The organism is Streptomyces sp. NPDC001980 (genome assembly GCF_040296885.1).
In the GTDB taxonomy this organism is placed as follows: domain Bacteria; phylum Actinomycetota; class Actinomycetes; order Streptomycetales; family Streptomycetaceae; genus Streptomyces.
Genome location: NZ_JBEOYD010000004.1, coordinates 160314 through 184694, shown reverse-complemented (window position 1 = coordinate 184694; position 24381 = coordinate 160314). Strand labels below are relative to the sequence as shown.

Below are 24381 nucleotides of genomic sequence, written 5' to 3'. Positions count from 1 at the left end.
GGTGGCTGTGGTCGCCCTGTCAGGTCACGTCGTCGTATCCGTTGACCCGGTCCGGGCCCTCGGGCAGCGCCCGGCTGGCGGAGACGGTCTCGATCTCGCCGACGTCCTCGGGAGTGAGGTCGAGGTCGGAGGCCTCGTCGTCGTCGAGGCCGTCATCGTCGCGGCGGCGCTTGCGCCGGTCGTTGAGGAGGGAGAACGCGACCGCACCGAAGTACAGCACCCAGATCGGTCCGGCGAGCGCCAGCATGGAGAGCGGGTCGGTGCTCGGGGTGGCCACGGCCGCGAAGACCGTGATGCCGAGGATCATCGCCCGCCACCAGCCGAGCATGCGCCTGCCGGTGATGATGCCGGTGAGATTGAGCATCACCAGGAGCAGCGGCAGCTCGAAGGAGAGACCGAAGACGATCACCATGCGGGTGACCAGCTGCAGCAGGTCGTCGAGCGGCAGCAGGTTGGTCACTTCGTGCGGGGTGAAGCCGATGAGCACCTTCGCGGTGGTCGGCAGCACCTTGTACGCGAAGAACGCGCCACCGAAGAAGAGCGGGACGCCGGTGCCGACGAACGCGTAGGCGTACTTCTTCTCGTGCCGGTGCAGACCGGGGGCGACGAAGGCCCACAACTGGTACAGCCAGACCGGCGACGCGAATACCACACCGGCCATCAGGGAGACCTGGAGGGCGAGGGTGAAGGGCGCGAGCAGACCGTTGATCGTGATCTGGGCGCACTGATCGTCGCCACTCGCCTTGTTCATCTCCGAGAAGGCGTGGTGACAACCGACCGAGTCGAGGATCGGCTTGGTCAGGAAGTCGATGATGTCGTTGTAGAAGAAGGCGGCGACCACCGTGATGACGATGATGGCCAGCATGGCCTTCCCGAGCCGGTTGCGGAGCTCGCGAAGGTGATCCGCGAGAGGCATCCGCCCCTCGGGATCCTTCTCCTCTTTGCGGGCAGACTTGGGCAACCCACGTCCTCATCTCGTGCGGCAGGCCGGGGGCTACCGGCCTTGCGTCAGCGCTGGGTGGTGTCCGACGGCTCGTTGACCGGGCGGGCGCTGGTCACGTCGCCGGGGGACGCCTGGATGGTGCGCTGGGCCTGGGACTGCTCGCCGGAGGCGGGCGCCTGGGCGGAGGTCGTGGTGTTGCCTTCTTCCTTCATCGCCTTGGCCTCGCTCTTGAGGATGCGCGCGGACTTGCCGAGCGAGCGGGCCATGTCCGGAAGCTTCTTCGCGCCGAACAGCAGGATGACGACGACAAGGATGAGAATGATCTCGGGGGCTCCGAGCCTTCCGAACATAAGTCTTTACCTTCTCACCGAGGCGGCTGGGTGGGGTGCTGTCCGATCCGTCGGACATGCGTCCGAATGATCGTGCTCTCAGCGATCGTAACGCTCAGGGGTAAACGTGAGGCAATCCCCGTGCGTACTCCCGGTCCGCGGAACGGGCCTCGTTCTCCGTGCCGCGTCAGCAGCGTACCTTTCCCTGCGGGCACCGTGACAGGGCGAAGTGACGCAAACCGCTTATGGCCCACTACTCACATCGCCCGCACAGCGGGGGTCACAGTGCGTCCACAGTGCGGGCGGCGCTCTCGGCCGCCCGCTCCAGGTCCTCCGCGGCCCGGTTGATGCGCCGTGCCGAGTCCGCGACCTGCGCGCCCAGCCGCCGCGCCTCCAGGAAGACCCGGACGGCGAGCACACCGAGCACGGCGAGACCCACGAAACCCACAGCTACCGCGACCATCGCCCAGAACATGGGGCCGAGCCTAGACGGTGGGGTGCAGCCGCAGTGTCCTGACCCCGCCGCCGGTGAGCAGTTCCACGATCCGCTCGCCGGCGGGCTTGCGGACGGCGGCCCCGCAGTCGGGGCAGGTGAACGAGTAGAACGTCGTCTTGCTGGTGGCCCCGATGGCCAGGCGCAGGGCGCTCGCGGTGAGCTCGAAACTGCCCCGGCAGTCCGGGCAGCCGGCCCTGAACACCACGGGGACCACGCGTCTCATCCCGGCGAAGGCGGCCGCGACCGTCATCTCCCGCGCGCCCGCGCCACCGGAACCCGAAGACTCGTTCAGAACCCCCGAAGACTCGTTCAAAGCCCCTGCCCTTCCTCGTCGCCGTGCCCAACGTGGTCGTACGCCGCCAATGCGTCGCGGGCCGCCCGGCGGGCGCTGTCGGCCAGCTCGGGCGGTGACACGATCCGGCCGTCGCCGCCGAGCCTGAGCGCCAGCCGGCGCAGGGAGGCCGGATCGGGGGTGCGCAGGGTAATACGCAGCCCGCCGTCGGGAAGCTCATCCGCGCTGTCGTGCGGGTAGTACTCGGCGACCCAGCGGCCGGCCGGGCCGACCTCGACGACCACCTCGGGGTCCTCGGCGGCCGGCTGCACCAGGGCCTCGGACAGGTCGCGCAGCTCGATCTCGGGGGGCGCGGACGGCTCGTCGAGGATCTTGATCTCGGCGACCCGGTCGAGCCGGAAGGTGCGCCGGGCCTCGGAGCGGCGGCACCAGGCCTCGACGTAGGTGTGGCCGACGCTGACCAGACGGATGGGGTCGATCTCGCGCTCGGTCACCTCGTCGCGGGCCGGTGAGTAGTAGCGGATCCACAGCCGGCGGCGCTCGGCGATGGCCCTGTCGACGTCGGCGAAGACCCCGCCCTCGGACTCGAAGGTCACCGAAAGCCGGGCGCTGGCGTCGCCCGCCTCCCCGGCCGCGGTCTCCACCTTGGCGGTGGCCCGCAGCAGCGCCTGCCGGTCGCCCTCGCGCAGCCCCGGCAGGGTGGCCACCGCGCGGGCGGCGACCAGGAGCGCGGTCGCCTCGTCGGCGGCGAGCCTGAGCGGTTCGGCGGCCTCCTCGCCGAGCGCGGACGCGTTGTGCCACCAGATCCGCTCGCCGTCGGTGTCGATGTCCAGCAGATCGCCGCCCCGGAAGCTGGTGCCGCACATGGGCAGCACGTCGAGGTCGGAGACCAGCTCGTCCTCGGTGATGCCGAAGGCTCGTGCCACGTCCGCGATCCGGGCGCCGGGGCGCTCGCGCAGGTAGGTCACCAGGGAGAGCATCCGCCGGGTCTGGTCGATGGCGTTCACGGGCCTGACCGGTTTGCCTGCCACTGCCTTGCTCCGCTCCCCCTCAGCCCTTGGACACGGCACGCAGCCGGTCCACGACGTCCGCCCGCAGCTCGGCCGGCTCCAGGACCACCACGTCCGGCCCGAACTCCACCAGCCAGGCGTCCAGCCCGTGCCCGTACGGAATCTCCAACTCGTCCCACCCGTCACCGAGTTCCCGCACCGCGGTGGCCTTCGCCCGAAGGGGGTACCCGGATCCCGAACGCAGCCGGATCAGCGCGGAGCGGTCGGCGATCTCACCGGCCCAGCTCGCCACGGTCTCACGGACGGTGACGACGTCCGGGACCGGCGCGGTGAAGGCGGTGCCCCGGGAGCGGACCTTCCCGGTGATCCGGGACAGCCGGAACACCCGCTCGGCGCCCCGGTCGCGGTCCCAGCCCGCCAGGTACCAGTGGCCGCGCCAGCACTCCAGGGCCCAGGGCTCCACGTTCCGGGTCTCGGGGTGGGCGGCGGTGGCCTTGCGGTAGTCGAAGACGACCGGGCGGCGGTCCCGGCAGGCCAGCATCAGCGGCTCGAACGCGGCCTCGTGCACCGGGATGCGCGGCTCCAGGGCGCCGTGGACCTCGTACGGGTCGACATCCTCGGGGAGGCCTGCCGCGCGCAGCTTCTGCAGGGCACCGCTGGCGGCGCCGGCGAGCCGGGCCTGCTGCCAGACCTTGGCGGCGAGACCGAGGGCGGCGGCCTCCTCGGCGTCCAGGGTGATGGGCGGCAGGCGGTTGCTGTCCCGGCGCGCGAGGTAGCCGACCTCGCCGTCCAGGTTCTCGACGGTCTCGATCACCAGTCCGAGTTCGCGGAGGTCGTCCTTGTCCCGCTCGAACATCCGGCTGAAGGAGTCGTCGCTGCCGGCTTCCAGGTAGGCCTCAATGGATTCCCGCAGCTCGCGCTTGCTGAGCGGCCGCCGCGTCCCCAGCAGGCACAGCGCCAGGTTCATCAGCCGCTCGGCCTTGGCAATGGCCATCGACGCCCTTCGCCTTCCCTATGGTGCTTCTGACCGATGACCGTACCGCTCCGGAGTGTCACGGCAAAAGCCAGTACAAACAACGAGGACCGAAACGGACACGACCTGACAAACGCCGAGGGCCCGCGCGCACGGCACGGGCCCTCGTGCAGCCGGTTTCCGACCGGGACCGGTCAGCGCCCGACGGCGCCGCCCGGCACGGGGATCAGACCCCGAGCAGGTCCACGACGAAGATCAGCGTCTCGCCGGGCTTGATCGCCGGCGTCGGGCTCTGGTCGCCGTAGGCGAGGTGGGCCGGGATGGTCAGCTGGCGCCGGCCGCCGACCTTCATGCCCTGCACGCCGCGGTCCCAGCCCTTGATGACCCGGCCACCGCCCAGCGGGAAACGGAACGGCGCGCCCCGGTTCCAGCTGGCGTCGAACTCCTCGCCGGTGCTGAACGCGACACCCACGTAGTGCACGGTGACGGTCTGACCCGCCTGGGCCACCTCGCCGTCACCCTCCCAGATGTCCTTGATCTCCAGGTCGGCCGGGGCCTCGCCCTCGGGGAAGTCGATCTCGGGCTTGTCGATGTTCACGTCTTAGGCTCCTGCTTGTGTACGACACGGAACCGGGACAGTCTTTCATCCCCGCCCGGGTCACGCCCCCGCGACTACATCGCCGCAAGAATGTCCACCGTGAACACCAGCGTCGAACCCTTCTTCACCACGCCACCGCTCGGCGGGTTGTTCCCGTAGGCGAGGTCCGGCGGTGTGACGATCATGATCCGGCTGCCCACCTTCTTGCCGGTGATGCCCTGCGCCAGCCCCTTGACGACCTCCTGCATCTGCGCGACCGAGAACTGGGCCAGCCGCCCGCTCTCGTACGTCTGCTCGAAGACCTTGCCGCTGTCCCAGACCTCGCCCTTGAACTGGCACAGGACGGTCTGCGCCGACTGCACCACCGCGCCGTCGCCCTCCAGCACGTAGTTCGACACCAGCTTCTTCGGCGGGTCCACCTTCGGGATGTCGATCGAGGGGGCCTTGCCGTCCGTGTTCGTGCCGATCTTGGGCAGCGCGGCGTCGCTCTGCGCGACCTCCTTGCCCGTGCTGGAGCTCTTCGAGTTGAACGAGTTCAGGATGTCCACCACGAACACCAGGGTGTCCGTGCCCTTGATCCCCGCCTGCGAGTTGCCCGCGCTGCCGTACCCCCAGGTCGGCGGCACGGCCATCAGCACCCGGCTGCCGGCCTTCTTCCCGGCCAGCCCGTACCGCCAGCCGTCGATGATGCTGCCCGCGGCGAGCTGCATCAGCAGCGGCGAACGGTCGTACGACTGATCGAAGACCTTCGCCGTGGACCAGATCTGCCCCAGGTAGTTGGCCTGGATGAAGTCGTTCTCCGCGACCGTCTTGCCGCTGCCCGCGATCACCGTCTTGACCGCCAGGTTCTTCGACGGGTCACCGCTGCCCTTGGCCACCGTCGGCTTCTCGTCGAACTTCGTGCCCGCCGTGATCGCCGGCAACGGCCCGTCCACGATCTTCGGCGGCGGCACCGAGGCGGAGGCCGACGGCGAGGCGCTGGCCTTGCTGGAGGAGGACGAGTTGTCACCACACCCGGCGAGCGTGACCAGTCCCGCGGGAACAGCGGCTAGGAGAAGAGAGCGTCGGCGCACGGAAGAGCCTCGTAATCGGTCGATCTTGCGGATGGCGTGCGCGCAACTCTACGACGTGAGAAGGGCGCCGTACGGAAAACGTACGGCGCCCGTGTGGCGTTCTGTGCCGATCTCTCACATACCGGCGATGAGCTTCTCCACCCGGTCGTCGACCGAACGGAACGGGTCCTTGCACAACACCGTGCGCTGCGCCTGGTCGTTGAGCTTGAGATGCACCCAGTCGACCGTGAAGTCCCGGCGCTGCTCCTGGGCCCGCCGGATGAAGTCACCGCGCAACCGCGCCCGAGTCGTCTGCGGCGGTACCGACTTGCCTTCGAAGATCTTCAAGTCATTGCAGATCCGCGCGGCTTGACCCTTCTTCTCCAGCAGGTAATACAGACCCCGACGACGGTGAATGTCGTGATAAGCGAGGTCTATCTGCGCCACTCGCGGATGAGACATGGTCATGTTGTGCTTGGCCCGGTACCGCTCGATGAGCTGGTACTTCATCACCCAGTCGATCTCGGTGCCGATCCGGTCCAGGTCCTCGGCCTCGATCGCGTCCAGCGTCCGGCCCCACAGCTCCAGCACCTGCTCGACCGTGCCGGTGCGGATACCGCGGCGCTCGCAGAAGTCCACGGCCTTCTCGTAGTACTCCCGCTGCACCTCCAGCGCGGAGGCCTCCCGGCCGCTGGCCAGGCGCACCTTGCGCCGGCCCGTGATGTCGTGGCTGACCTCGCGGATCGCCCGGATCGGGTTCTCCAGGGTCAGGTCCCGCATCACCGTGCCCGCCTCGATCATGCGCAGCACCAGGTCGGTGGCGCCGACCTTCAGCAGCATGGTCGTCTCGGACATGTTCGAGTCGCCGACGATGACGTGCAGCCGGCGGTAGCGCTCCGCGTCCGCGTGCGGCTCGTCGCGCGTGTTGATGATCGGCCGGGAACGCGTCGTCGCCGAGGAGACGCCCTCCCAGATGTGCTCCGCCCGCTGGCTCACGCAGTACACCGCACCGCGCGGCGTCTGCAGCACCTTCCCGGCGCCGCACAGCAGCTGCCGGGTCACCAGGAACGGAATGAGGATGTCCGCGAGCCGGGAGAACTCCCCGTGCCGCGCCACCAGATAGTTCTCGTGGCAACCGTAGGAGTTGCCCGCCGAGTCCGTGTTGTTCTTGAAAAGGTAGACGTCGCCCGCGATTCCTTCCTCATGCAGGCGTCGTTCGGCGTCCACCAACAGCCCTTCGAGAATGCGCTCGCCGGCCTTGTCGTGGGTGACCAGTTCGGTCACATTGTCACACTCGGGTGTCGCGTATTCCGGATGTGAGCCCACGTCGAGATAGAGCCGGGCGCCGTTCCGCAGAAAGACATTGCTGCTACGGCCCCATGACACGACACGGCGGAAGAGGTACCGCGCCACCTCGTCAGGCGACAGGCGGCGCTGTCCCCTGAACGTGCACGTGACGCCGTACTCGTTCTCCAGCCCGAAAATGCGGCGGTCCATGACTGAACATTACGCCCGATCCCCTGAGCTGAAACGGGGTTCGACAGCACGATTTGGATCATTTTCCGAACCGGCCGCAACCACCGCACCCCCACCGGGAGCTGCGAGGACCCTCCTCGTGACCGCCAGGACCAGCAAGGACACACCCCCCGCGGCACCCGGCACGGCGAACCCCCACAGGGCCCCGCCCGCCTCGACCACCGGACCCGCCAGGCCCGTTCCCACCGACGCCCCCACTGTGAACGTCGTCACAAGCCAGGAGAACGCCTCGGTGACCGTCCCGGTCGGCGCATGCCGGTCCACCAGCACGAACGCACACGCGATCGCCGGCGCCAGGAACACCCCGGCCAGCACTGTGAGCAACACCATGGCCAACGCATCCGGCATCAGCATCAGCGGCAGATAACACACCGCCAGAAGCGCCACCAGCACCCGCAGTCGCCGCGCCGGCTCCCCCGTCCACCGCCGCACGCCGTAGACGCTGCCCCCGAGCAGCGCGCCGAGCCCGAGGGCGGCCATCATCCAGCCGTACACCGCGTCACCGCCGTGGCCGTCCGCGTACGGCACCGACGCGACCGTGATGGAACCCAGCGCCATCCCGACGAACAGGAACGCGCCCAGCAGGGCCAGCAGCCCGGGCGAGCGCAGCGCGCCCAGCCAGTGCGCCTCGCGCGGCGCCGAACGCCACGCGCGCGACGGCGGCGAGACCACCACCGAGAGCGCCCCGAGGACCCCCACCACGTTCACCACGAGCAGCGCCGCCTGCGCCGACCACAGCGACACGCACAACGTCACCAGCAACGGCCCCACGGTGAACATGACTTCCTGGGCCACCGCGTCCATCGCGTACGCCGTGTGCACCTGCTCGTCAGCCCCGAGGACACTGGGCCACAGGGCACGCAGACCGCCCTCCAGCGGCGGCGTGAACAGCCCGGCCGCCGCCACGGCCGCATACGCGACCGGCAGCGACCCGGTACCCGCGAAGGCGAAGACGGCCATCGCGCCGGCCGACGCGAGGGCGGCGGGCAGCTGGACCCGCGGCTGCCCGCACAGGTCGACCAGCCGCCCCAGCACCGGCTGCCCCACCGCGTTGGCCACGCCGTACACCGCCGCGAGCGCCCCCGCGAGGCTGTACGTGCCGCCCTCCGCGCGCACGAAGAGCACGATCGCGAGGGCGGCGGTCGCGTTCGGCAACCGGCCCACCAGCGTCCCCGTCAGCAGCCGGGCCGCGTGCCTCGCCCTGAGGATCTCCAGGTACCCCGCGGCCATGTCCCACCTTCACGTTTTACGTATAACTCCGTCTCCCATACGTACCATGTGCGCTGTTCACACGTCCAGACGAAGGAGCCCACCCCCGGTGCCACGCAGCAGCACGCGCCCCACGAGCCGCGACGTCGCCCGCGCAGCCGGCGTCTCCCAGGCAGCCGTGTCGCTCGTGCTCGGCGACAAATGGCGCGGCCGCGTCTCCGAAGCCACCGCCGAACGTGTCCGGGAAGCCGCCCGCGAGCTCGGCTACCGCCCCAACCTCGCCGCCCGCAACCTCCGCCTCGGCCGCACCCGCACCGTCCTCCTCGTCGTCCCCGCCCTCACCGCCGAGTTCTTCGCCGGCGTCTACACCGGCGCCGCCCGCGTCGCCTCCGCCCACGGCTTCGGCGTCGTCCTCTACCCCTCCCCCGAGGGCATCGGCCCCGCCCGCGACCCCTTCGCCTCCGCCCAGGCCGCCCTCGACGGCGTCATCGCCTCCTCCATGGCCGCCGACGCCCTCACCGCCATCCGCGGCGACCAGCTCCCCCTCGTCATGCTCGACAGCGACCCCGACGGCAGCCTCGGCGCCGCCACCGTCAACCTCGACATCGCCGACGGCGTACGCCAGGTCACCGACCACCTGCTGGGCCTCGGCCACCGCCGCTTCCTGCACCTGGCCGCCGATGTCGCGTCCTGGACCTTCGAGGTACGCGCCCGCGAACTCGCGGCCCGCGTGGCAGACGTCCCCGGCACCTCGGTACGCACCGTCCACGCCCCGATCTCCATCGAAGGCGCCCTGGCCGCCACCGAGGCCGCCCTCGCCACCCCCGGCCCCCGCCCCACCGCCCTCGTCTGCGACGACGACAAACTCGCCGCCGGCGCCTACAAGGCCCTCCGCCGCCGGGGCCTGCGCATCCCCGACGACATCTCCGTCACCGGCCTCGACGACCTCGCCCTCGCCACCGCCATCGACCCCGAGCTCACCACCGTCCGCCTGAACGCGGAGCTCTTCGGCGAACGCGGCATGCAGGCCCTCCTCGCCGTCCTGGACGGCCGGGAACCCGAACGCGGGGACATCCCCGTGGAACTGGTCGTACGGGGCTCCACGGCGCCCGCACCGCCCTCATAGCCGCCACACCGCGGTATGTGTACAAACGCCCGCGCCCCGTCCGGTGGTCACCGGACGGGGCGCGCGGGGCGGGGCCGATACGAACGACTACGAACGACTACTCGACGTCTCCGCCGGACTCCTCGGCCTCTTCGGCCTCCGCGGCCGTCGTCGCACCGTCCGCCTCCAGCAGCCGCGACAGCTGCGGGCCGACGATCCGCTTGAACTTGCGCTGCTGCGGACGCGTCCGGTCCAGCACCGCGACCTCCAGACGCTCCGCCGGAATCTCCCGCTGCGTACCGTTCGACTCCCGCGACAGCGCCGTCACGGCCAGCTTCAGAGCCTCCGCGAGGGTCATGCCCTCCCGGTGCTCACGGTCCAGATAGGTGCTGATCTGCTCCGCACTGCCGCCGACCGCCACCGAACCGTGCTCGTCCACGATCGATCCGTCGTGCGGCAACCGGTAGATCTGGTCACCCTCAGGGGTCTCCCCCACCTCCGCGACGACCAGCTCCACCTCGTAGGGCTTCTCCGCCGCCGACGAGAAGATCGTGCCCAGCGTCTGTGCGTACACGTTCGCAAGACCACGCGCCGTCACATCGTCACGGTCATAGGTGTAACCACGCAGGTCGGCGTAGCGCACACCGCCGATCCGCAGATTCTCGTACTCGTTGTACTTGCCGGCGGCCGCGAAACCGATCCGGTCGTAGATCTCGCTGAACTTGTGCAGCGCACGGGACGGGTTCTCACCGACGAACACGATGCCGTCGGCGTACTGGAGCACAACCAGGCTGCGGCCGCGCGCGATGCCCTTGCGGGCGTACTCGGCACGGTCCGCCATCGCCTGCTGAGGTGAGACATAGAACGGCGTCGACACCGGTATCCGTCCCCTTCCTTAGGGTTCCGTCGAAGTCACTGGGATCACCTTGATAAGAGAGCGCCGACGCTCTACAGCAGCGCCGCGCGCGGGCCGTCCGGCTCCTCCAGACGGCGCGCCAGCACCGCACGGGCGAGCTCGGAGGACTCGTCGTCGGTGAGCCGGCGGAAACCGCTGTCGGTGATCACGGTGATGATCGGGTAGATCCGGCGGGCGACATCGGGCCCACCCGTCGCCGAGTCGTCGTCAGCCGCGTCGTACAGAGCCTGCACCACCAGTGTGGTCGCCTGCTGCTCGGTCAGGTCCTCACGGAACAGCTTCTTCATCGCACCGCGCGCGAAGATCGAGCCGGACCCCGTGGCGGCGAAGTGGTGCTCCTCGGAACGGCCGCCCGTCACGTCGTACGAGAAGATCCGCCCCTTGTCCCGGTCCACGTCGAACCCGGCGAACAGCGGCACGACGGCGAGTCCCTGCATGGCCATGCCGAGGTTGGACCGGATCATCGTCGACAACCGGTTCGCCTTGCCCTCCAGCGACAGCTGGGCGCCCTCGACCTTCTCGAAGTGCTCCAGCTCCAGCTGGAAGAGCTTCACCATCTCCACGGCGAGACCCGCGGTGCCGGCGATGCCGACGGCCGAGTACTCGTCGGCCGGGAACACCTTCTCGATGTCCCGCTGGGCGATCACATTGCCCATCGTGGCCCGTCGGTCACCGGCGAGCACCACGCCCCCGGGGAAGGTCACCGCCACGATCGTCGTCCCGTGCGGCGCCTCGATCACCCCCTGCGTGGGCGGCAACTGCCGCCTGCCGGGCAGCAACTCCGGCTGGTGTTCACCGAGAAAGTCCATGAACGAAGAGGAGCCTGGCGTCAGGAAGGCAGCTGGCAGACGCCCGGTACTACGAGTGTTGGCTTCCACGGAGTTCCTTCCAGGTTGGCGGCTGCCCGACGAACAGCGTCGGGATCGTCTCCCAACTTGCCGATGGCCGAATTGCAGTTGAAGCTCAGTACGCCTCGGACCCTACCCGCCTTGCGGCGGTGATCCACATGCGCGGGCTGGGCAGTCGGTCAGATCTCGCGCAGGGGCGCTGTCCTGCCCGTCGCCGATGCGAAGGCTGCGCGCGGCTCGGTCCGCCCGCGCCGCGCGCAACCCCTCACGGTCGACGCCCCCGACACTTCCGATCTCCGTCCACCTTCGATCCGAAGGGACAGTGGGGCTACTGCCCACCCTTTTGAACGAAGGACCGCACGAAGTCCTCTGCGTTCTCCTCCAGGACGTCGTCGATCTCGTCCAGGACGGAGTCCACGTCGTCCGACAGCTTCTCGTGCCGCTCCTTGAGGTCCTCGGAAGCCTGTGCCTCGGCCACCTGCTCCTCGGTCTCCTCCGTGGAACGCGTGGCCTTCTGCTGTCCGCCGCCGGTGTCCTTGGTTGCCATAACCCTCACCCCGCTCAGTTCGCCCGACATGGGTCGACAGGTCGGCTTCCTGCCGATCGGTGATGATCAGACCCTACAAGCCGGGTCCGACATCGGCCCCGCAGTTTCTCCAACGTACGGGGGCCACCTCGATGATTCCCGGGCGCCGGGGTTTTGACCCCGGTCGTCCGGTGTGGTCCGGGTACCCGTTCAGCCGCCGGAGAGGACCCTGACCAGGTCTTCCGCGGTGCGGCAGCGGTCCAGGAGCTCCTTGACGTGATTTCGCGTTCCGCGTAGCGGTTCCAGGGTTGGAACGCGCTGAAGGCTGTCGCGGCCCGGGAGGTCGAAGATGACCGAGTCCCAGCTCGCGGCGGCGACGTCGTCGGCGTACTGCTCCAGGCAGCGGCCGCGGAAGTAGGCCCGGGTGTCCTCAGGCGGGCTGGTGCGGGCCCGTTCCACGTCGGCCTCGTCCAGGAGCCGCTTCATGCGTCCGCGGGCCGCGAGGCGGTTGTAGAGGCCCTTCTCGGCCCGTACGTCCGCGTACTGGAGGTCGAGGAGGTGCAGCTTGGCGGCGTCCCAGTCGAGGCCGTCGCGGCGGCGGTAGCCCTCCATGAGTTCCAGCTTGGCGACCCAGTCGAGCTCTCCGGAGAGGCTCATGGGGTCGTGTTCCAACCGGTTGAGGGTGTCCTCCCAGCGGGCGAGGACGTCCTTGGTCTGGTCGTCGACGTCGGCGCCGTAGCGCTCCTCCACGTATTTGCGCGACAGCTCGTAGTACTCCATCTGGAGCTGGACGGCGGTGAGTGTGCGTCCGCTGCGGAGGGTGACGAGGCGCTTGAGGGTGGGGTCGTGGGAGACCTGGTGGAGGGTGCGTACGGGCTGGTCGACGGCGAGGTCGACGGCGATGAAGCCGTCCTCGATCATGGAGAGGACCAGGGCCGTGGTGCCGAGCTTGAGGTAGGTCGAGATCTCCGACAGGTTGGCGTCGCCGATGATCACGTGCAGGCGGCGGTATTTCTCCGCGTCCGCGTGGGGCTCGTCGCGGGTGTTGATGATCGGCCGCTTGAGCGTCGTCTCCAGGCCGACCTCGACCTCGAAGTAGTCCGCGCGCTGGCTCAGCTGGAAGCCGTGTTCGTGGCCGTCCTGGCCGATGCCGACGCGGCCTGCGCCGGTGACGACCTGGCGGGAGACGAAGAAGGGGGTGAGGTGGCGCACGATGTCCGAGAAGGGGGTTTCCCGCTTCATCAGGTAGTTCTCGTGCGTGCCGTAGGAGGCGCCCTTGTTGTCGGTGTTGTTCTTGTACAGGTGGATGGGCTGGGCGCCGGGGAGCTGGGCGGCTCGTTCGGCGGCCTCGGCCATGATGCGTTCGCCGGCCTTGTCCCAGAGGACGGCGTCCCGGGGGTTGGTGACCTCGGGGGCGCTGTACTCGGGGTGTGCGTGGTCGACGTAGAGACGTGCGCCGTTGGTGAGGATCACGTTGGCGAGGCCGATGTCCTCGTCGGTGAGCTGGCTGGCGTCGGCGGCCTCCCGTGCGAGGTCGAAGCCTCGGGCGTCCCGCAGCGGGTTCTCCTCCTCGAAGTCCCAGCGGGCCCGGCGGGCCCGGTGCATCGCCGCCGCGTAGGCGTTGACGATCTGGGACGAGGTGAGCATGGCATTGGCGTTCGGGTGGCCGGGGACGGAGATCCCGTACTCCGTCTCGATGCCCATTACTCGCCGTACGGTCATGCGGCCCTCCTTGCCCGGCGGAGCCCTCGGTCGTGGGCTGCGCTCGCGTACCGCTGGCGCTCCGGTGCGTGTGCGGTGCCCGTCCCCGCACTGCGCGACTCGGCGGTAGGAAAGAGCCTAGAACGCCTTTGCGCTGGTGGGGAGATCATTTGCGTCATTGCCTTGCTCGCCTCGGTTCCGGTTTTGGCCGGAAAAACAGTCGGCTGCGGGTACCCGGTGAGGGCACCCGCAGCCGCCCTGCGTTTTACAGGTACTGTCCGGTGTTCGCCACCGTGTCGATGGAGCGTCCGGTGTCCGCGCCCTGCTTTCCGGTGATGAGGGTACGGATGTAGACGATCCGTTCGCCCTTCTTTCCGGAGATCCGGGCCCAGTCGTCGGGGTTGGTGGTGTTGGGCAGGTCCTCGTTCTCCTTGAACTCGTCCACGCAGGCCTGGAGGAGGTGGGAGACGCGGAGACCCTTCGAGTTGTGGTCGAGGAAGTCCTTGATCGCCATCTTCTTGGCCCGGCCCACGATGTTCTCGATCATGGCGCCGGAGTTGAAGTCCTTGAAGTAGAGGACTTCCTTGTCGCCGTTGGCGTAGGTGACCTCCAGGAAGCGGTTCTCCTCGGACTCGGCGTACATGTGTTCCACCGCCGTCTGGATCATGCTTTCGACGGTGGTGGCCTTGCTGCCGCCGTGCTCTCCGAGGTCGTCGGCGTGCAGCGGGAGGCGCTCGGTGAGGTACTTGCCGAAGATGTCCTTGGCCGCCTCGGCGTCGGGACGCTCGATCTTGATCTTCACGTCGAGCCGGCCGGGGCGCAGGATGGCGGGGTCGATCATGTCCTCGCGGTTGGAGGCGCCGATGACGACCACGTTCTGCAGGCCCTCGACACCGTCGATCTCGGCGAGCAGCTGGGGGACGATGGTGTTCTCCACGTCCGAGCTGACACCGGAGCCGCGGGTGCGGAAGAGGGACTCCATCTCGTCGAAGAAGACGATGACGGGGGTGCCCTCGCTGGCCTTCTCCCGGGCACGCTGGAAGACGAGGCGGATCTGCCGCTCGGTCTCGCCGACGTACTTGTTCAGGAGCTCGGGGCCCTTGATGTTGAGGAAGAAGCTCTTGCCGGCGGCCTGGCCGGTGACCTCGGCGACCTTCTTGGCCAGCGAGTTGGCGACGGCCTTGGCGATGAGCGTCTTGCCGCATCCGGGAGGCCCGTAGAGCAGGACGCCCTTGGGCGGGCGCAGTTCGTGCTCCTTGAACAGGTCCGGGTAGAGGTAGGGGAGCTCGACGGCGTCCCGGATGGCCTCGATCTGGCCGCCGAGTCCGCCGATCTGCTCGTAGCCGATGTCGGGGACCTCTTCGAGGACGAGTTCCTCGACCTCGCTCTTGGGAACGATCTCGTAGACGTAGCCGGAGCGGGGTTCGAGCAGCAGGGCGTCGCCGGGGCGGATGTTCACGTCCAGCAGCGGCTCGGCGAGCCGTACCACCCGCTCCTCGTCGGTGTGCCCCAGGACGAGGGCGCGCTCGCCGTCCTCCAGGATCTCCTTGAGGGTGACGATGTCGCCGACGCGCTCGTACTCCATGGCCTCGACCACGTTGAGCGCTTCGTTCAGCATGACTTCCTGGCCGCGCCTGAGGTCGTCCAGGTCAACGCTTGGGCTGACGTTCACCCGCAGTTTGCGGCCGCCGGTGAAGATGTCGGCGGTGCCGTCCTCGTTCGCCGTGAGGAAGACACCGAAGCCGGCCGGCGGCTGTGCGAGACGGTCGACCTCTTCCTTGAGGGCCACGATCTGGTCGCGGGCCTCGCGGAGGGTGTTCGCGAGTCGTTCGTTCTGGGCGGACACGCCGGCCAGGTTCGTCTGCAGCTCGACGATCCGCTCTTCGAGAATCCTCGTGTGTCGCGGAGAGTCGGCGAGCTTGCGTCGCAGGACGGCGATCTCCTGCTCAAGATAGGCGATCTGCTCGGACGGGTCGTCGGACCCTCGTCCCGGGCGGATGCCGCGGTTCATGTCGTCGTCGTGGGCTGCCACGGTCCTCACCTCCTCCAAGGGGAGCTGGACGCTTCCAGACCCTACCTGGGTGGGTGTCGATTGAAACCCCTAGATCACAAAGACTGTCAAGGTGTGTCGTCGGTCACCCATCGCGTTCTCCCTCGTGCCGGGTGGATACCCACTCAACGCGATTCAGAAGCGGCGTGTTCCAGGCCTGGAGTGGTCAAAACCCTTCGTTACTGACCGGAGTTGTCCGCTCCAGTGCCGGTTCAGGGGTTGTGCCCCGATGGCGGATTTCTTACACAGAGCGACCGGCCGGATGTGGGGCGTGTTCACGGAGCCGGGCCGCGGGTTGGCTCAAGTCGATCGCTCCGGTGGCCGGGCGCCGCCGCCCCGCGCGGCAGGACGCGCCGCGTGCGCGGGCGCAGGGGGCGCCTGGAGGGTGCGCGAGGAGGGTGCGCGGGCGGCTGTCGGCCGGAGGTAGGGTCGAAGGCGTTCAACACCCGCCGGGGCGGGACCGGGTGACCCCCGGGTCCGGCTGCCCGGCGCTTTCGACGGCAGGAGAGATGACCGTGCAGCAGGAGGCCCTGGCCGGCGACGAGGCGCTCGAGGTCTGGATCGACCAGGATCTGTGTACGGGTGACGGGATCTGCGCCCAGTACGCCCCGGAGGTGTTCGAGCTGGACATCGACGGCCTGGCCTACGTGAAGGGCGCGGACGACGAGCTGCTCCAGGCGAAGGGGGCCACGGTCCCGGTGCCGCTGCCGTTGCTCACGGACGTGGTGGACTCGGCGCGGGAGTGTCCGGGCGAGTGCATCCATGTGCGCCGGGTCGCGGACCGCGTCGAGGTGTACGGGCCGGACGCGGAGTGACTTTCCGGCCACTCCGCGTGGCGGGGCCGCCGGACCGGCGCGGCCGTCAGACGCTGTGGGCGGCAGCCGGGGTGGAGCGGACGAACGCGTGGCCGTTCCACTGCCACTTGGCGTTGGACTTCAGGTCCGGGCAACAACTGGGCACATTGTCCGAGGAATAGCCGAGCAGGGTGGCGGTGACCGCTTTGCCGGCGACGGCGAAGTCGGTCACGGTGTACCGGTCCTTGGGGTCGACCAGGGTGGCGACGACACGGGGGCTGGTGGCGCCGGCGGCCTGGGTGAGGACGTAGACGCCGTCGGGCGGGGTGCCCATGGCCGAGTCGCAGTGCACGACCACCACGGTTTCCGGTCTGCCGTCGCCGTCGAGATCGCCGGAGGCCTTCTTGACGACCAGCTCCTTCACGGGGCCGCAGTCGAGGGGGAAGTCCACGCCGGTGGTACTGGGCGGCGCGGCGGCCGCGGGGGCGGGCTTCGTCCCGGTTCCGGCGGTGGGCTGGGCGGCTTTGGCCGACCCCGGCTGGAAGAGGGACGACAGAGCGACGACACCGGCCACGGCAGCGGCGGTGGCGAGCCAGTGCATGGGGCGGGTGTCGGTGTGAGCGAGCTCCGGGACCACGGATTGCTGCACTAGGAGTGTCTCCTGTGAGGCCTGTGCCGGTGGGGGTGGCCTGCATCGTGCCACACGTCACAGTGGGGAGGGAACGGCGGGGTGGGCTTTCGCGGCCGGTGGGGTGCCGCACTGTGACGGGGGGCGTCAACGGGTGAGCGCCGCCGCCGAGTTCCCGTGGGATCAGGGAACTGGGCGGCGGCGCTCGTACGTTGAAGCGGTGGCGGGGCCGGGCTCAGCGGCCGGCGCCGCCGTCGGCGTTGGGCCCGTCGTAGTCCTCGCCGTAGGCGCCCTTGGCGGGGCGGCGTCGGCGCATGGGCGGCTCGACGCCGTCGGCGAGGCGGCGGGCGGTGAGCAGGAAGCCGGTGTGGCCGATCATCCGGTGGTCGGGACGGACGGCGAGGCCCTCCACGTGCCAGTTGCGGATCATCGTCTCCCAGGAGGTCGGCTCGTTGAAGCAGCCGATCTCGCGAATGGACTCGACGGTCCGGGCGAGCTGGGTGGTGGTGGCGACGTAGCAGCACAGGATGCCGCCGGGGACGAGGGCCTTGGAGACGGCCTCCAGGCACTCCCAGGGGGCGAGCATGTCGAGGATGACCCGGTCGACGTCGGTGTCCGAGAGGTTGTCCTGGAGGTCGCCGACGGTGAGCTGCCAGGCCGGGTGCGGGCCGCCGAAGTAGCGCTCGACGTTCTGCTGGGCGATCTCGGCGAAGTCCGCGCGGCGCTCGTAGCTGTGCAGCATGCCCTGGTCGCCGATGGCGCGCAGCAGGAAGCTGCTGAGCGATCCGGACCCGACGCCGGCTTCGACGACGCGGGCGCCGGGGAAGATGTCGGCGAAGGAGAGGATCTGCCCCGCGTCCTTGGGGTAGACGACGGCTGCCCCGCGGGGCATGGACAGGACGTAGTCGGGGAGCAGGGGGCGCAGCGCGAGGTAGGCGACGTTGCCGGTGGTGCGGACAACGCTGCCCTCGGGAGCGCCGATCAGTTCGTCGTGCGGGAAGGAGCCCTTGTGGGTGTGGAAGTTCTTCCCGGCTTCGAGCGTGAACGTGTAGTGGCGACCCTTGGGGTCGGTCAGCTGTACCTGGTCCCCGACCTTGAAGGGCCCGCGCCTGCGGGCGGCACCGGTCGGTTCGGACATGTGAACAGCCTACCGGTTCCCTGCGGGGGCTCAGACCGACAAGGGTGGCGTGCGGTGCGTGTGAACAGTGCAGGCCGTCTGTGGTTGCTCGCGCAGTTCCTCCCCCCACCCTTCGGCTGGGGGTACCCCCAGCGCCCCTGAAGGGGCGCGCTTGGCCTCGGGGTGTTGTCAGGCGGGCCTTGCCATTGCCCTGACGAAGGCCCGTTCGACGTCCGCCGCCGACAGGACACCGTAGATCTCGCCGGTCTCCTCGACCACCAGGTACTCGGTGGCGGGGGTGGCACGCAGGACGTCGAGAAGGTCTTCGCCGGCGAGTTCCGCGGAGACGCGCATGCCGTCGGTGAGGTCCTGGGCGAGGCCGCTGACGGCGACCCAGGGGCGGCGGTGTTCGGGTACGCCCACGATCGCGGCCTCGCGGACGAGGGAGAGCGGGTTGCCGTCGGCGTCGACGACGACCAGGGCGCGGGCACCGGCGGCGTTGGCGCGGCGCAGGGCCTCGGAGAGCGGGGTGTCGGTCTCGACGGGGACGGCACGCCGGGTGAGGGTGCGGGCGCGCAGTTCCGGGAGGTGTTCGCGGAGCCGGGCCATGCGCAGGCTGTTGCCGGCGCCGGTCCAGATGATCGCGGCGAGGATGGCGGCGAGCAGGGCGTCGGTGACGGCGTCCATGCCGCTGCTGTCGTCGGTGCCGCCGCCGAAGGCGCCCCAGTGGTTGAGCAGTGGGAGGCCGATGAGGACGGAGACGGCGAGGGCGCGGCCGACCCAGGCGGCGGCGACGGTGCCGCTCATGGGCCTGCCGGTGATCTTCCAGACGACGGCGCGGAGCATCCGGCCGCCGTCGAGGGGCAGGCCGGGCAGCAGGTTGAAGGCGGCGACGATGAGGTTGGAGACCATCAGCCCGGCCAGCAGGACGCCGGGGACGGTGCCGGGCTCGACGGGCTGCATGGCGAGGTAGAAGAGACCGGAGAGGACGAGGGAGAGCAGCGGGCCGACGAAGGCCAGCACGAACTCCCGTCCGGGGGTCTCCGCCTCCTTCTCGATCTCCGAGACGCCGCCGAAGAACTGGAGCTGGATGCGGCGGACGGGGAGTTTGAAGCGGAGCGCGGCGACCGTGTGGGCGAGCTCGTGGATCAGGACGGAGGCGTAGAAGGCGATGGCGAAGAAGAGGGAGACGAGATAGCGGGCGGCGCCGAGTTCGGGCAGCACGCGGTCGAGCTGGCCGCCGAAGACCCAGGTGATCAGCGCGGCGACGACGAACCAGCTGGGGGCGACGTACACGGGGACGCCGAAGGGCCGCCCCATGAGCAGGCCGCCGCCGGGTTCCTTGGGCCGCTGCGGCGGCTGTCCCTTGGTCATGCCGGGCTGCGCGGGGGTCGGCCCGTCGCCTGCGCCGGGAGCACCGGTGGGCGCGTCGTTGCGGGTCTCGGGGGGTTCGGGGGTCGCGTCGGCGTGCGGCGCGGGCGCGGGTTCCGGTGCCCCGGCCGTGTCGGGCTGCGCCGGTTCCTCCGGTGCCGTCGTCGTCTCCGGCTTCTCCGGTGTCTGCGGGGCTGGGGGTGCGGGCTCCTCGCCGGTCGTCTCCTGCGTCGGTTCGGCGTTGTCCGACCGGGGCTGCCCGCTGCCGCCGCTCACGTCCACGGTGTCCCCTCGTTAGATGCGTCTTCTCCGGTCGATGGTATGCGGCTGTCGTGGCGTGTTCCGCCCCGGCACCCCCTGTGTTGGCCGGGGCGCCGTGCGGGTTGGGTGACTGTCAGTGGCGGGCCATATGGTCTGTGGTCATGGACAGCAGCATCGAGGACGCCGCGCGGGAACGGGGCCCGGTCGTCGCGCAGGGGGAAGGGCCGGTCACGGCGGTGGCGGGGAAGGCGGCCGGGCCGCCCGCCTCGCTGTCGCCCTCGCGGGCCAGTGACTTCATGCAGTGTCCGCTGCTCTACCGGTTCCGGGTGATCGACCGGCTGCCGGAGAAGCCGAGCGAGGCGGCGACGCGGGGGACGCTGGTGCACGCGGTCCTGGAGCGGCTCTTCGACGCGCCTGCGGCGGAGCGGACGGCGCCGCGGGCCAAGTCGCTGATCCCGGGGCAGTGGGACCGGCTGCGGGAGTCCAGGCCGGAGCTCGGGGAGCTGTTCGCGGAGGATCCGGAGGGCGAGCGGCTGGCGCGCTGGCTGGGTGAGGCGGAGCAGCTGGTCGAGCGCTGGTTCACGCTGGAGGATCCGGTCCGTCTCGAGCCCGTGGAGCGGGAGCTGTTCGTGGAGACGGAGCTGGAGTCGGGGCTGCGGCTGCGCGGGATCATCGACCGGGTCGACGTGGCGCCGACGGGCGAGGTGCGGATCGTCGACTACAAGACGGGCAAGGCCCCGCGGCCGGAGTACGCCGAGGGCGCGCTGTTCCAGATGAAGTTCTACGCGCTGGTGGTGTGGCGGCTGAAGAACGTGGTGCCGAGGCGGCTGCAGCTGGTCTATCTCGGCAGCGGTGACGTGCTGACGTACGACCCGGTCCTCGCCGATCTGCAGCGGGTGGAGCGCAAGCTGCTCGCGCTGTGGGAGGCGATCCGGCAGGCGACGGAGTCGGGTGAGTGGCGGCCGCGTCCGACGAAGCTGTGCGGCTGGTGCGACCACCAGGCGCACTGCCCGGAGTTCGGCGGCACTCCCCCGCCGTACCCGCTGCCGGTGAGGTCGGCCGGGTCCGGGGACGTGCCGCAGGGCAGAATGGGCGCGGACTAGCAGAAGGAGACTCACCGTGGCCATCCGCGTCCTACTGGTCGACGACCAGCCGCTGCTGCGTACCGGGTTCCGGATGATTCTGGAGGCCGAGCAGGACATCGCGGTCGTGGGCGAGGCCGGAGACGGCCTGCAGGCACTCGACCAGGTGCGCGCCCTCCAGCCCGACGTCGTGCTGATGGACATCCGCATGCCGCGGATGGACGGCGTGGAGGCGACCCGGCAGATCACCGGCCCCGGCCGGGACGGTCCGGCGAAGGTGCTGGTGCTGACCACGTTCGATCTGGACGAGTACGTGGTGGAGGCACTGCGCGCGGGAGCCAGCGGCTTCCTGCTGAAGGACGCCCCGGCCAACGAACTGGTGCAGGCGATCCGGGTGGTGGCCAACGGCGAGGCGATGCTGGCGCCGAGCATCACGCGCCGGCTGCTGGACAAGTACGCGACGCATCTGCCGTCCGGCGAGGAGCCGGTGCCGGACACCCTGCACACCCTCACCGACCGTGAGGTGGAGGTGCTGAAGCTGGTGGCGCGCGGGCTGTCGAACGCGGAGATCGCCGCCGACCTGTTCGTCAGCGAGACCACGGTGAAGACGCATGTGGGGCATGTGCTGACCAAGCTGGGGCTGCGGGACCGGGTACAGGCGGCGGTGTACGCGTACGAGAGCGGCCTGGTGCGCCCCGGCGCGCAGTAGCCGCCGCCGTACGACTACGACGCGAAGGGGCCCCTCTCCGGCCGGAGAGGGGCCCCTTCGCGTCGTGTTGTGACCGGGCGTCAGCTGCTGGAGCCGCGGCCGAGCTCCCACAGCTGGAGGCTGGCGGAGGAGTTGAGGGCGTAGGCGACGCCCGTGATGTCGTCGCGGGCGGCGACGTACTGCTTGCCCTGCCACAGCGGCAGCACCGGGACGTCGGTGGCGACGTCGTCCTGGATCTCGGTCAGGCTGCCGGTGGCGCTGGCCCGGTCGGCCTCGCGGCGGGAGGCCGGGATCAGCGTGTTGATGATCCGGTTGTTGACGTAGGGCGACTTGAGGAAGTTGTCCTTGTCGAGGAACGGCGCGAGGAAGTTGTCGGCGTCCGGGAAGTCGGGGAACCAGCCCATGCCGTAGACGTCGTAGTCGCCCTTGCGCTCGTTCGTCTGGTAGCTCGACCAGGGGGTGCCCTCGATGCTGACGTCGAACAGCCCGCTGCCGTTGAGCTGCTGCTTGAGGACCTCGAACTCCTGCTTGGTGGCCGGACCGTAGTGGTCGGTCGTGTAGTGCATCGTGAGCTTCACCGGGGTGGTGATGTTCGCCGCGGTCAGCAGGCTCTTGGCCTTGGAGACGCTGGGGTCGCCGTACTTGTTGAAGAAGGAGTTGGAGTGGCCGGTGACGGAAGCCGGGACCAGCGAGTACAGCGGCTCGGCCTGGGAGCCGTACACCTTGGCGACGAGGTCGTCGCGGTTGATGACCTGGGCCATGGCCTGCCGCACGGCCTTGGCCTTGACGGTGGGCGCGTCGGTGTTGAAGCCGAGGTAGCGGATCTCCAGGCCGGACATCTCGACGAGGGCGACGTTCTTGTCGGTGCCGGCGTCGAGCTTGTTGATCTGGGCCGGCGACATGGTGCGGGTCATCACGTCGATGTCGCCCTTGTCGATCGCCTCGCCCATGGCGTCGGCGTCCTTGTAGGAGCGCATGACGACCTGCTCGTTGTTCACCTTCACGCTGCCCTTGTAGTTCGGGTTCTTGGTGAAGGTGGCGGAGACGATCGCGTCGTCCTTGACGTCGGCCTTGAAGGTGTAGGGGCCGGAACCGTCGATGTCGAAGCCGTCGCGGAGCTTGTCCTTCTCGTAGTCCTTCGGGTTCACGATGCCCGCGACCGGAGTGGACAGCTTGTACGGGAAGGTGGCGTCGGCGGTCTTCAGGTGGAAGATGACCTCGCGGTCGCCCTGGGTCTCGATGGTGTCGATGTTCGAGAGGAGGGCGTAGACGCCGGTGTCGGACTTGATCCGCAGGGCGCGCTGGATGGACCACTTGACGTCCTCGGCGGTGACGGCGTTGCCGTCGGAGAACTTCAGGCCCTCACGCAGCTTGCAGGCGTAGCGCTCGCTGCCGCTGTCGGTGAAGGAGCAGCTCTCGGCCGCGTCGGGGACCGGGTCGCCCTCGCCCTTGGGCTGGGACATGAGGGTCTGCACGGTCTGGCGCAGGATGTTCCAGCCGCCGACGTCGTAGGAGTACGCGGGGTCGACCGGTGCCGGAGCGTCCTTCGTGGCGGTGAACTGGTCAGTGGTGCCTACGACGATCGCGTCGCTACTGCTGCTCCCGCTGTCGGATCCACCGCACGCGGCGAGCACCGGAGTGAGCAGACCGACCACGGCCGGCAGCACCAAAGTCTTGCGGTTCATGCTCGAAGTTCTCCAGAGCTGTTCGAGTCCGTGTAGCCCGCATACATGGGGTGTCGACGCGGATCACGGGGGTTACGGCGATGTTCTCGCGACGAGATTAGTCGGCGCCCGCAGGAGGGTTGGCAGCGGCGTGAGTTGAGGTCCCATCACGCAGGGGAACCGGTTGTGGACGGACCGAAAACCCGACAGCGGCAGGATTAGTGCAGCGTCTCCCCAATCGGGACACAAGGTCGCCCCGTTTCCCCACGAACGGGGGTGGGCTGCACAGTCGGGCAACGTTGTCGAGCTTCCTACACGTGGGGAACGTCACACGTGCATTTCTGTGATGGGGTATCGGAATTCAGCCGGTTGAACAGTTGCGAATTCAGTTGAATGACCGATGCCGGGATTTCGACCAATGGACTTTGCACGCTGGGTGAACGGCTAGCCCATTTCCGTCATCAGGCCGCGCAGAAAAGCCAGGTCGACCTCTTCCAGGGAGGTCACCACGGTACGCCGTGCGGCCGGGGCGATCGGCGCGACCGACGGGACGGCGACCACCTGGCAGCCGGCGGCCTCGGCGGCTGCCACGCCGGTCGCGGTGTCCTCGACGACCGCGCATCTGGCCGGATTCACCCCCAGCCCGGCGGCGGCGAGCAGATACGGGTCCGGGTAGGGCTTGGTGCGCGAGACCTCGTCGCCGGCGACGGACAGCCTGAAGTGCTGGGGGCCCAGCGAGGTCAGGACACGGTCGATGATGCGCCGGTGCGAGGCGGAGACCAGGGCGGTGGGGATCTGCTGCTCGTACAGCTCGGCGAGCAGCCGCTGTGCGCCCGGCATCAGCGGCAGGGCGGTGCCGATGCGCGCCTCGAAGCCCTCGTTGAGCAGCACACTTAGCTCGGCGAGCGTGATGGCGGCGCCGGTCGCCTCGATGAGGAACCCGGCGCTGCGGGTCATGGGGCCGCCGACCACGACATGGCGCCAGGAGTCGTCGAGGGTGTGGCCGAGGCGGGCGAAGATCTCGACCTCGACGTCCCACCAGAAGCCCTCGGTGTCCACCAGGGTGCCGTCCATGTCGAGGAGCACCGCCTGGAGGGCCGAGCCTTCCGCCGTACGGGTTCCGAGCGCGGGGACCGTGCTGGTCATCCACACACCTCCTTGAGGGACGACC

25 protein-coding genes are annotated in these 24381 nt (G+C 69.4%); 4 read left to right on the top strand and 21 right to left on the bottom strand.

What is annotated here, in order from left to right; all coding sequences use genetic code 11:
• Positions 1–19: 19 nt before the first annotated feature.
• From tatC to ABT137_RS07630, 10 genes are all read right to left on the bottom strand, one after another.
• Positions 20–961, bottom strand: a complete 942-nt coding sequence (gene tatC, locus ABT137_RS07675; RefSeq protein WP_351704075.1) for a twin-arginine translocase subunit TatC — start codon at positions 959–961, stop codon at positions 20–22.
• Between the two features lie 47 nt (positions 962–1008).
• Entirely contained in the window at positions 1009–1293 is a 285-nt protein-coding gene (gene tatA, locus ABT137_RS07670) for a Sec-independent protein translocase subunit TatA (RefSeq protein WP_351704072.1), read from the bottom strand.
• 259 nt (positions 1294–1552) lie between these two features.
• The gene (locus ABT137_RS07665) at positions 1553–1747 is read right to left on the bottom strand and encodes a hypothetical protein (protein WP_294002768.1); all 195 of its coding nucleotides are present in this window, start codon (positions 1745–1747) and stop codon (positions 1553–1555) included.
• A gap of 10 nt (positions 1748–1757) precedes the next feature.
• Positions 1758–2018, bottom strand: a complete 261-nt coding sequence (locus ABT137_RS07660; protein WP_351490293.1) for a CpXC domain-containing protein — start codon at positions 2016–2018, stop codon at positions 1758–1760.
• Between the two features lie 59 nt (positions 2019–2077).
• Complete coding sequence (locus ABT137_RS07655; RefSeq protein ID WP_351704069.1) at positions 2078–3091, bottom strand: helix-turn-helix transcriptional regulator; 1014 nt, start codon at positions 3089–3091, stop codon at positions 2078–2080.
• 19 nt (positions 3092–3110) lie between these two features.
• Positions 3111–4064, bottom strand: a complete 954-nt coding sequence (locus ABT137_RS07650) for a helix-turn-helix transcriptional regulator (protein WP_351704066.1) — start codon at positions 4062–4064, stop codon at positions 3111–3113.
• Between the two features lie 205 nt (positions 4065–4269).
• The gene (locus ABT137_RS07645) at positions 4270–4641 is read right to left on the bottom strand and encodes an FKBP-type peptidyl-prolyl cis-trans isomerase (protein ID WP_351704063.1); all 372 of its coding nucleotides are present in this window, start codon (positions 4639–4641) and stop codon (positions 4270–4272) included.
• 74 nt (positions 4642–4715) lie between these two features.
• A complete protein-coding gene (locus tag ABT137_RS07640) occupies positions 4716–5714 on the bottom strand; it encodes an FKBP-type peptidyl-prolyl cis-trans isomerase (protein ID WP_351704060.1) in 999 nt (332 codons plus the stop codon).
• A gap of 114 nt (positions 5715–5828) precedes the next feature.
• Entirely contained in the window at positions 5829–7190 is a 1362-nt protein-coding gene (gene pafA, locus ABT137_RS07635) for a Pup--protein ligase (RefSeq protein ID WP_067429457.1), read from the bottom strand.
• A gap of 9 nt (positions 7191–7199) precedes the next feature.
• Positions 7200–8459, bottom strand: a complete 1260-nt coding sequence (locus tag ABT137_RS07630; protein WP_351704056.1) for an MFS transporter — start codon at positions 8457–8459, stop codon at positions 7200–7202.
• 46 nt (positions 8460–8505) lie between these two features.
• On the opposite strand from ABT137_RS07630, the gene ABT137_RS07625 reads away from it, so the two are divergent.
• A complete protein-coding gene (locus ABT137_RS07625; protein WP_502984487.1) occupies positions 8506–9564 on the top strand; it encodes a LacI family DNA-binding transcriptional regulator in 1059 nt (352 codons plus the stop codon).
• Between the two features lie 97 nt (positions 9565–9661).
• Here the strand turns inward: ABT137_RS07625 and prcA are convergent, their stop codons facing one another.
• The 6 genes from prcA to arc all read right to left on the bottom strand — a co-directional run bounded on the left by prcA (position 9662) and on the right by arc (position 15566).
• On the bottom strand, positions 9662–10420 hold the full coding sequence (gene prcA, locus ABT137_RS07620; RefSeq protein ID WP_351704050.1) for a proteasome subunit alpha: 759 nt from the start codon (positions 10418–10420) through the stop codon (positions 9662–9664).
• Between the two features lie 71 nt (positions 10421–10491).
• Entirely contained in the window at positions 10492–11337 is an 846-nt protein-coding gene (prcB, locus tag ABT137_RS07615; RefSeq protein ID WP_351704047.1) for a proteasome subunit beta, read from the bottom strand.
• Positions 11289–11465, bottom strand: a complete 177-nt coding sequence (locus tag ABT137_RS07610) for an endonuclease domain-containing protein (protein WP_502984486.1) — start codon at positions 11463–11465, stop codon at positions 11289–11291. Before ABT137_RS07610 ends, prcB begins: the two co-directional genes overlap by 49 nt.
• A 170-nt stretch (positions 11466–11635) precedes the next feature.
• Entirely contained in the window at positions 11636–11854 is a 219-nt protein-coding gene (locus ABT137_RS07605; RefSeq protein ID WP_351704044.1) for a ubiquitin-like protein Pup, read from the bottom strand.
• Positions 11855–12043: 189 nt separating this feature from the next.
• Entirely contained in the window at positions 12044–13555 is a 1512-nt protein-coding gene (dop, locus tag ABT137_RS07600) for a depupylase/deamidase Dop (protein WP_351704041.1), read from the bottom strand.
• Positions 13556–13799: 244 nt separating this feature from the next.
• On the bottom strand, positions 13800–15566 hold the full coding sequence (arc, locus tag ABT137_RS07595; protein ID WP_351704038.1) for a proteasome ATPase: 1767 nt from the start codon (positions 15564–15566) through the stop codon (positions 13800–13802).
• A 527-nt stretch (positions 15567–16093) separates the two neighbouring features.
• Between arc and ABT137_RS07590 the strand changes: the two genes are divergently transcribed.
• On the top strand, positions 16094–16399 hold the full coding sequence (locus ABT137_RS07590) for a ferredoxin (RefSeq protein ID WP_351704035.1): 306 nt from the start codon (positions 16094–16096) through the stop codon (positions 16397–16399).
• Positions 16400–16445: 46 nt separating this feature from the next.
• Here ABT137_RS07590 and ABT137_RS07585 read toward each other — a convergent pair whose 3' ends face one another.
• From ABT137_RS07585 to ABT137_RS07575, 3 genes are all read right to left on the bottom strand, one after another.
• Positions 16446–17027 carry a hypothetical protein gene (locus tag ABT137_RS07585; protein WP_351704032.1) on the bottom strand — a complete coding sequence of 194 codons (582 nt, stop codon included), beginning with the start codon at positions 17025–17027 and terminating at the stop codon, positions 16446–16448.
• 214 nt (positions 17028–17241) lie between these two features.
• The gene (locus tag ABT137_RS07580) at positions 17242–18144 is read right to left on the bottom strand and encodes a tRNA (adenine-N1)-methyltransferase (RefSeq protein WP_089103073.1); all 903 of its coding nucleotides are present in this window, start codon (positions 18142–18144) and stop codon (positions 17242–17244) included.
• A 168-nt stretch (positions 18145–18312) separates the two neighbouring features.
• Positions 18313–19776, bottom strand: coding sequence for a site-2 protease family protein (locus ABT137_RS07575; RefSeq protein WP_351704029.1), 1464 nt, complete (start codon positions 19774–19776; stop codon positions 18313–18315).
• Positions 19777–19916: 140 nt separating this feature from the next.
• Here ABT137_RS07575 and ABT137_RS07570 point away from each other — a divergent pair, with 140 nt between their 5' ends.
• Together ABT137_RS07570 and ABT137_RS07565 are read left to right on the top strand one after the other, a co-directional pair.
• On the top strand, positions 19917–20858 hold the full coding sequence (locus tag ABT137_RS07570; protein ID WP_351704026.1) for a RecB family exonuclease: 942 nt from the start codon (positions 19917–19919) through the stop codon (positions 20856–20858).
• 16 nt (positions 20859–20874) lie between these two features.
• Entirely contained in the window at positions 20875–21546 is a 672-nt protein-coding gene (locus tag ABT137_RS07565) for a response regulator (RefSeq protein WP_030608351.1), read from the top strand.
• An 80-nt stretch (positions 21547–21626) separates the two neighbouring features.
• Here ABT137_RS07565 and ABT137_RS07560 read toward each other — a convergent pair whose 3' ends face one another.
• On the bottom strand, positions 21627–23231 hold the full coding sequence (locus ABT137_RS07560; protein ID WP_351704023.1) for an ABC transporter substrate-binding protein: 1605 nt from the start codon (positions 23229–23231) through the stop codon (positions 21627–21629).
• A gap of 423 nt (positions 23232–23654) precedes the next feature.
• On the bottom strand, positions 23655–24356 hold the full coding sequence (locus ABT137_RS07555) for an HAD family hydrolase (RefSeq protein ID WP_351704020.1): 702 nt from the start codon (positions 24354–24356) through the stop codon (positions 23655–23657).
• Between the last annotated feature and the right edge of the window lie 25 nt (positions 24357–24381).

Bases quoted from the DNA above. Each gene is read 5' to 3' on its own strand.
- ABT137_RS07580 (WP_089103073.1), bottom strand. From the start codon at position 18,144: ATGTCCGAACCGACCGGTGCCGCCCGCAGGCGCGGGCCCTTCAAGGTC.
- ABT137_RS07625 (WP_502984487.1), top strand. From the start codon at position 8,506: ATGTGCGCTGTTCACACGTCCAGACGAAGGAGCCCACCCCCGGTGCCA.
- ABT137_RS07630 (WP_351704056.1), bottom strand. From the start codon at position 8,459: ATGGCCGCGGGGTACCTGGAGATCCTCAGGGCGAGGCACGCGGCCCGG.
- ABT137_RS07555 (WP_351704020.1), bottom strand. From the start codon at position 24,356: ATGACCAGCACGGTCCCCGCGCTCGGAACCCGTACGGCGGAAGGCTCG.
- ABT137_RS07590 (WP_351704035.1), top strand. From the start codon at position 16,094: ATGACCGTGCAGCAGGAGGCCCTGGCCGGCGACGAGGCGCTCGAGGTC.
- ABT137_RS07560 (WP_351704023.1), bottom strand. From the start codon at position 23,231: ATGAACCGCAAGACTTTGGTGCTGCCGGCCGTGGTCGGTCTGCTCACT.
- ABT137_RS07605 (WP_351704044.1), bottom strand. From the start codon at position 11,854: ATGGCAACCAAGGACACCGGCGGCGGACAGCAGAAGGCCACGCGTTCC.
- ABT137_RS07665 (WP_294002768.1), bottom strand. From the start codon at position 1,747: ATGTTCTGGGCGATGGTCGCGGTAGCTGTGGGTTTCGTGGGTCTCGCC.
- ABT137_RS07650 (WP_351704066.1), bottom strand. From the start codon at position 4,064: ATGGCCATTGCCAAGGCCGAGCGGCTGATGAACCTGGCGCTGTGCCTG.
- ABT137_RS07570 (WP_351704026.1), top strand. From the start codon at position 19,917: ATGGACAGCAGCATCGAGGACGCCGCGCGGGAACGGGGCCCGGTCGTC.
- tatA (WP_351704072.1), bottom strand. From the start codon at position 1,293: ATGTTCGGAAGGCTCGGAGCCCCCGAGATCATTCTCATCCTTGTCGTC.
- dop (WP_351704041.1), bottom strand. From the start codon at position 13,555: ATGACCGTACGGCGAGTAATGGGCATCGAGACGGAGTACGGGATCTCC.
- pafA (WP_067429457.1), bottom strand. From the start codon at position 7,190: ATGGACCGCCGCATTTTCGGGCTGGAGAACGAGTACGGCGTCACGTGC.
- ABT137_RS07660 (WP_351490293.1), bottom strand. From the start codon at position 2,018: ATGACGGTCGCGGCCGCCTTCGCCGGGATGAGACGCGTGGTCCCCGTG.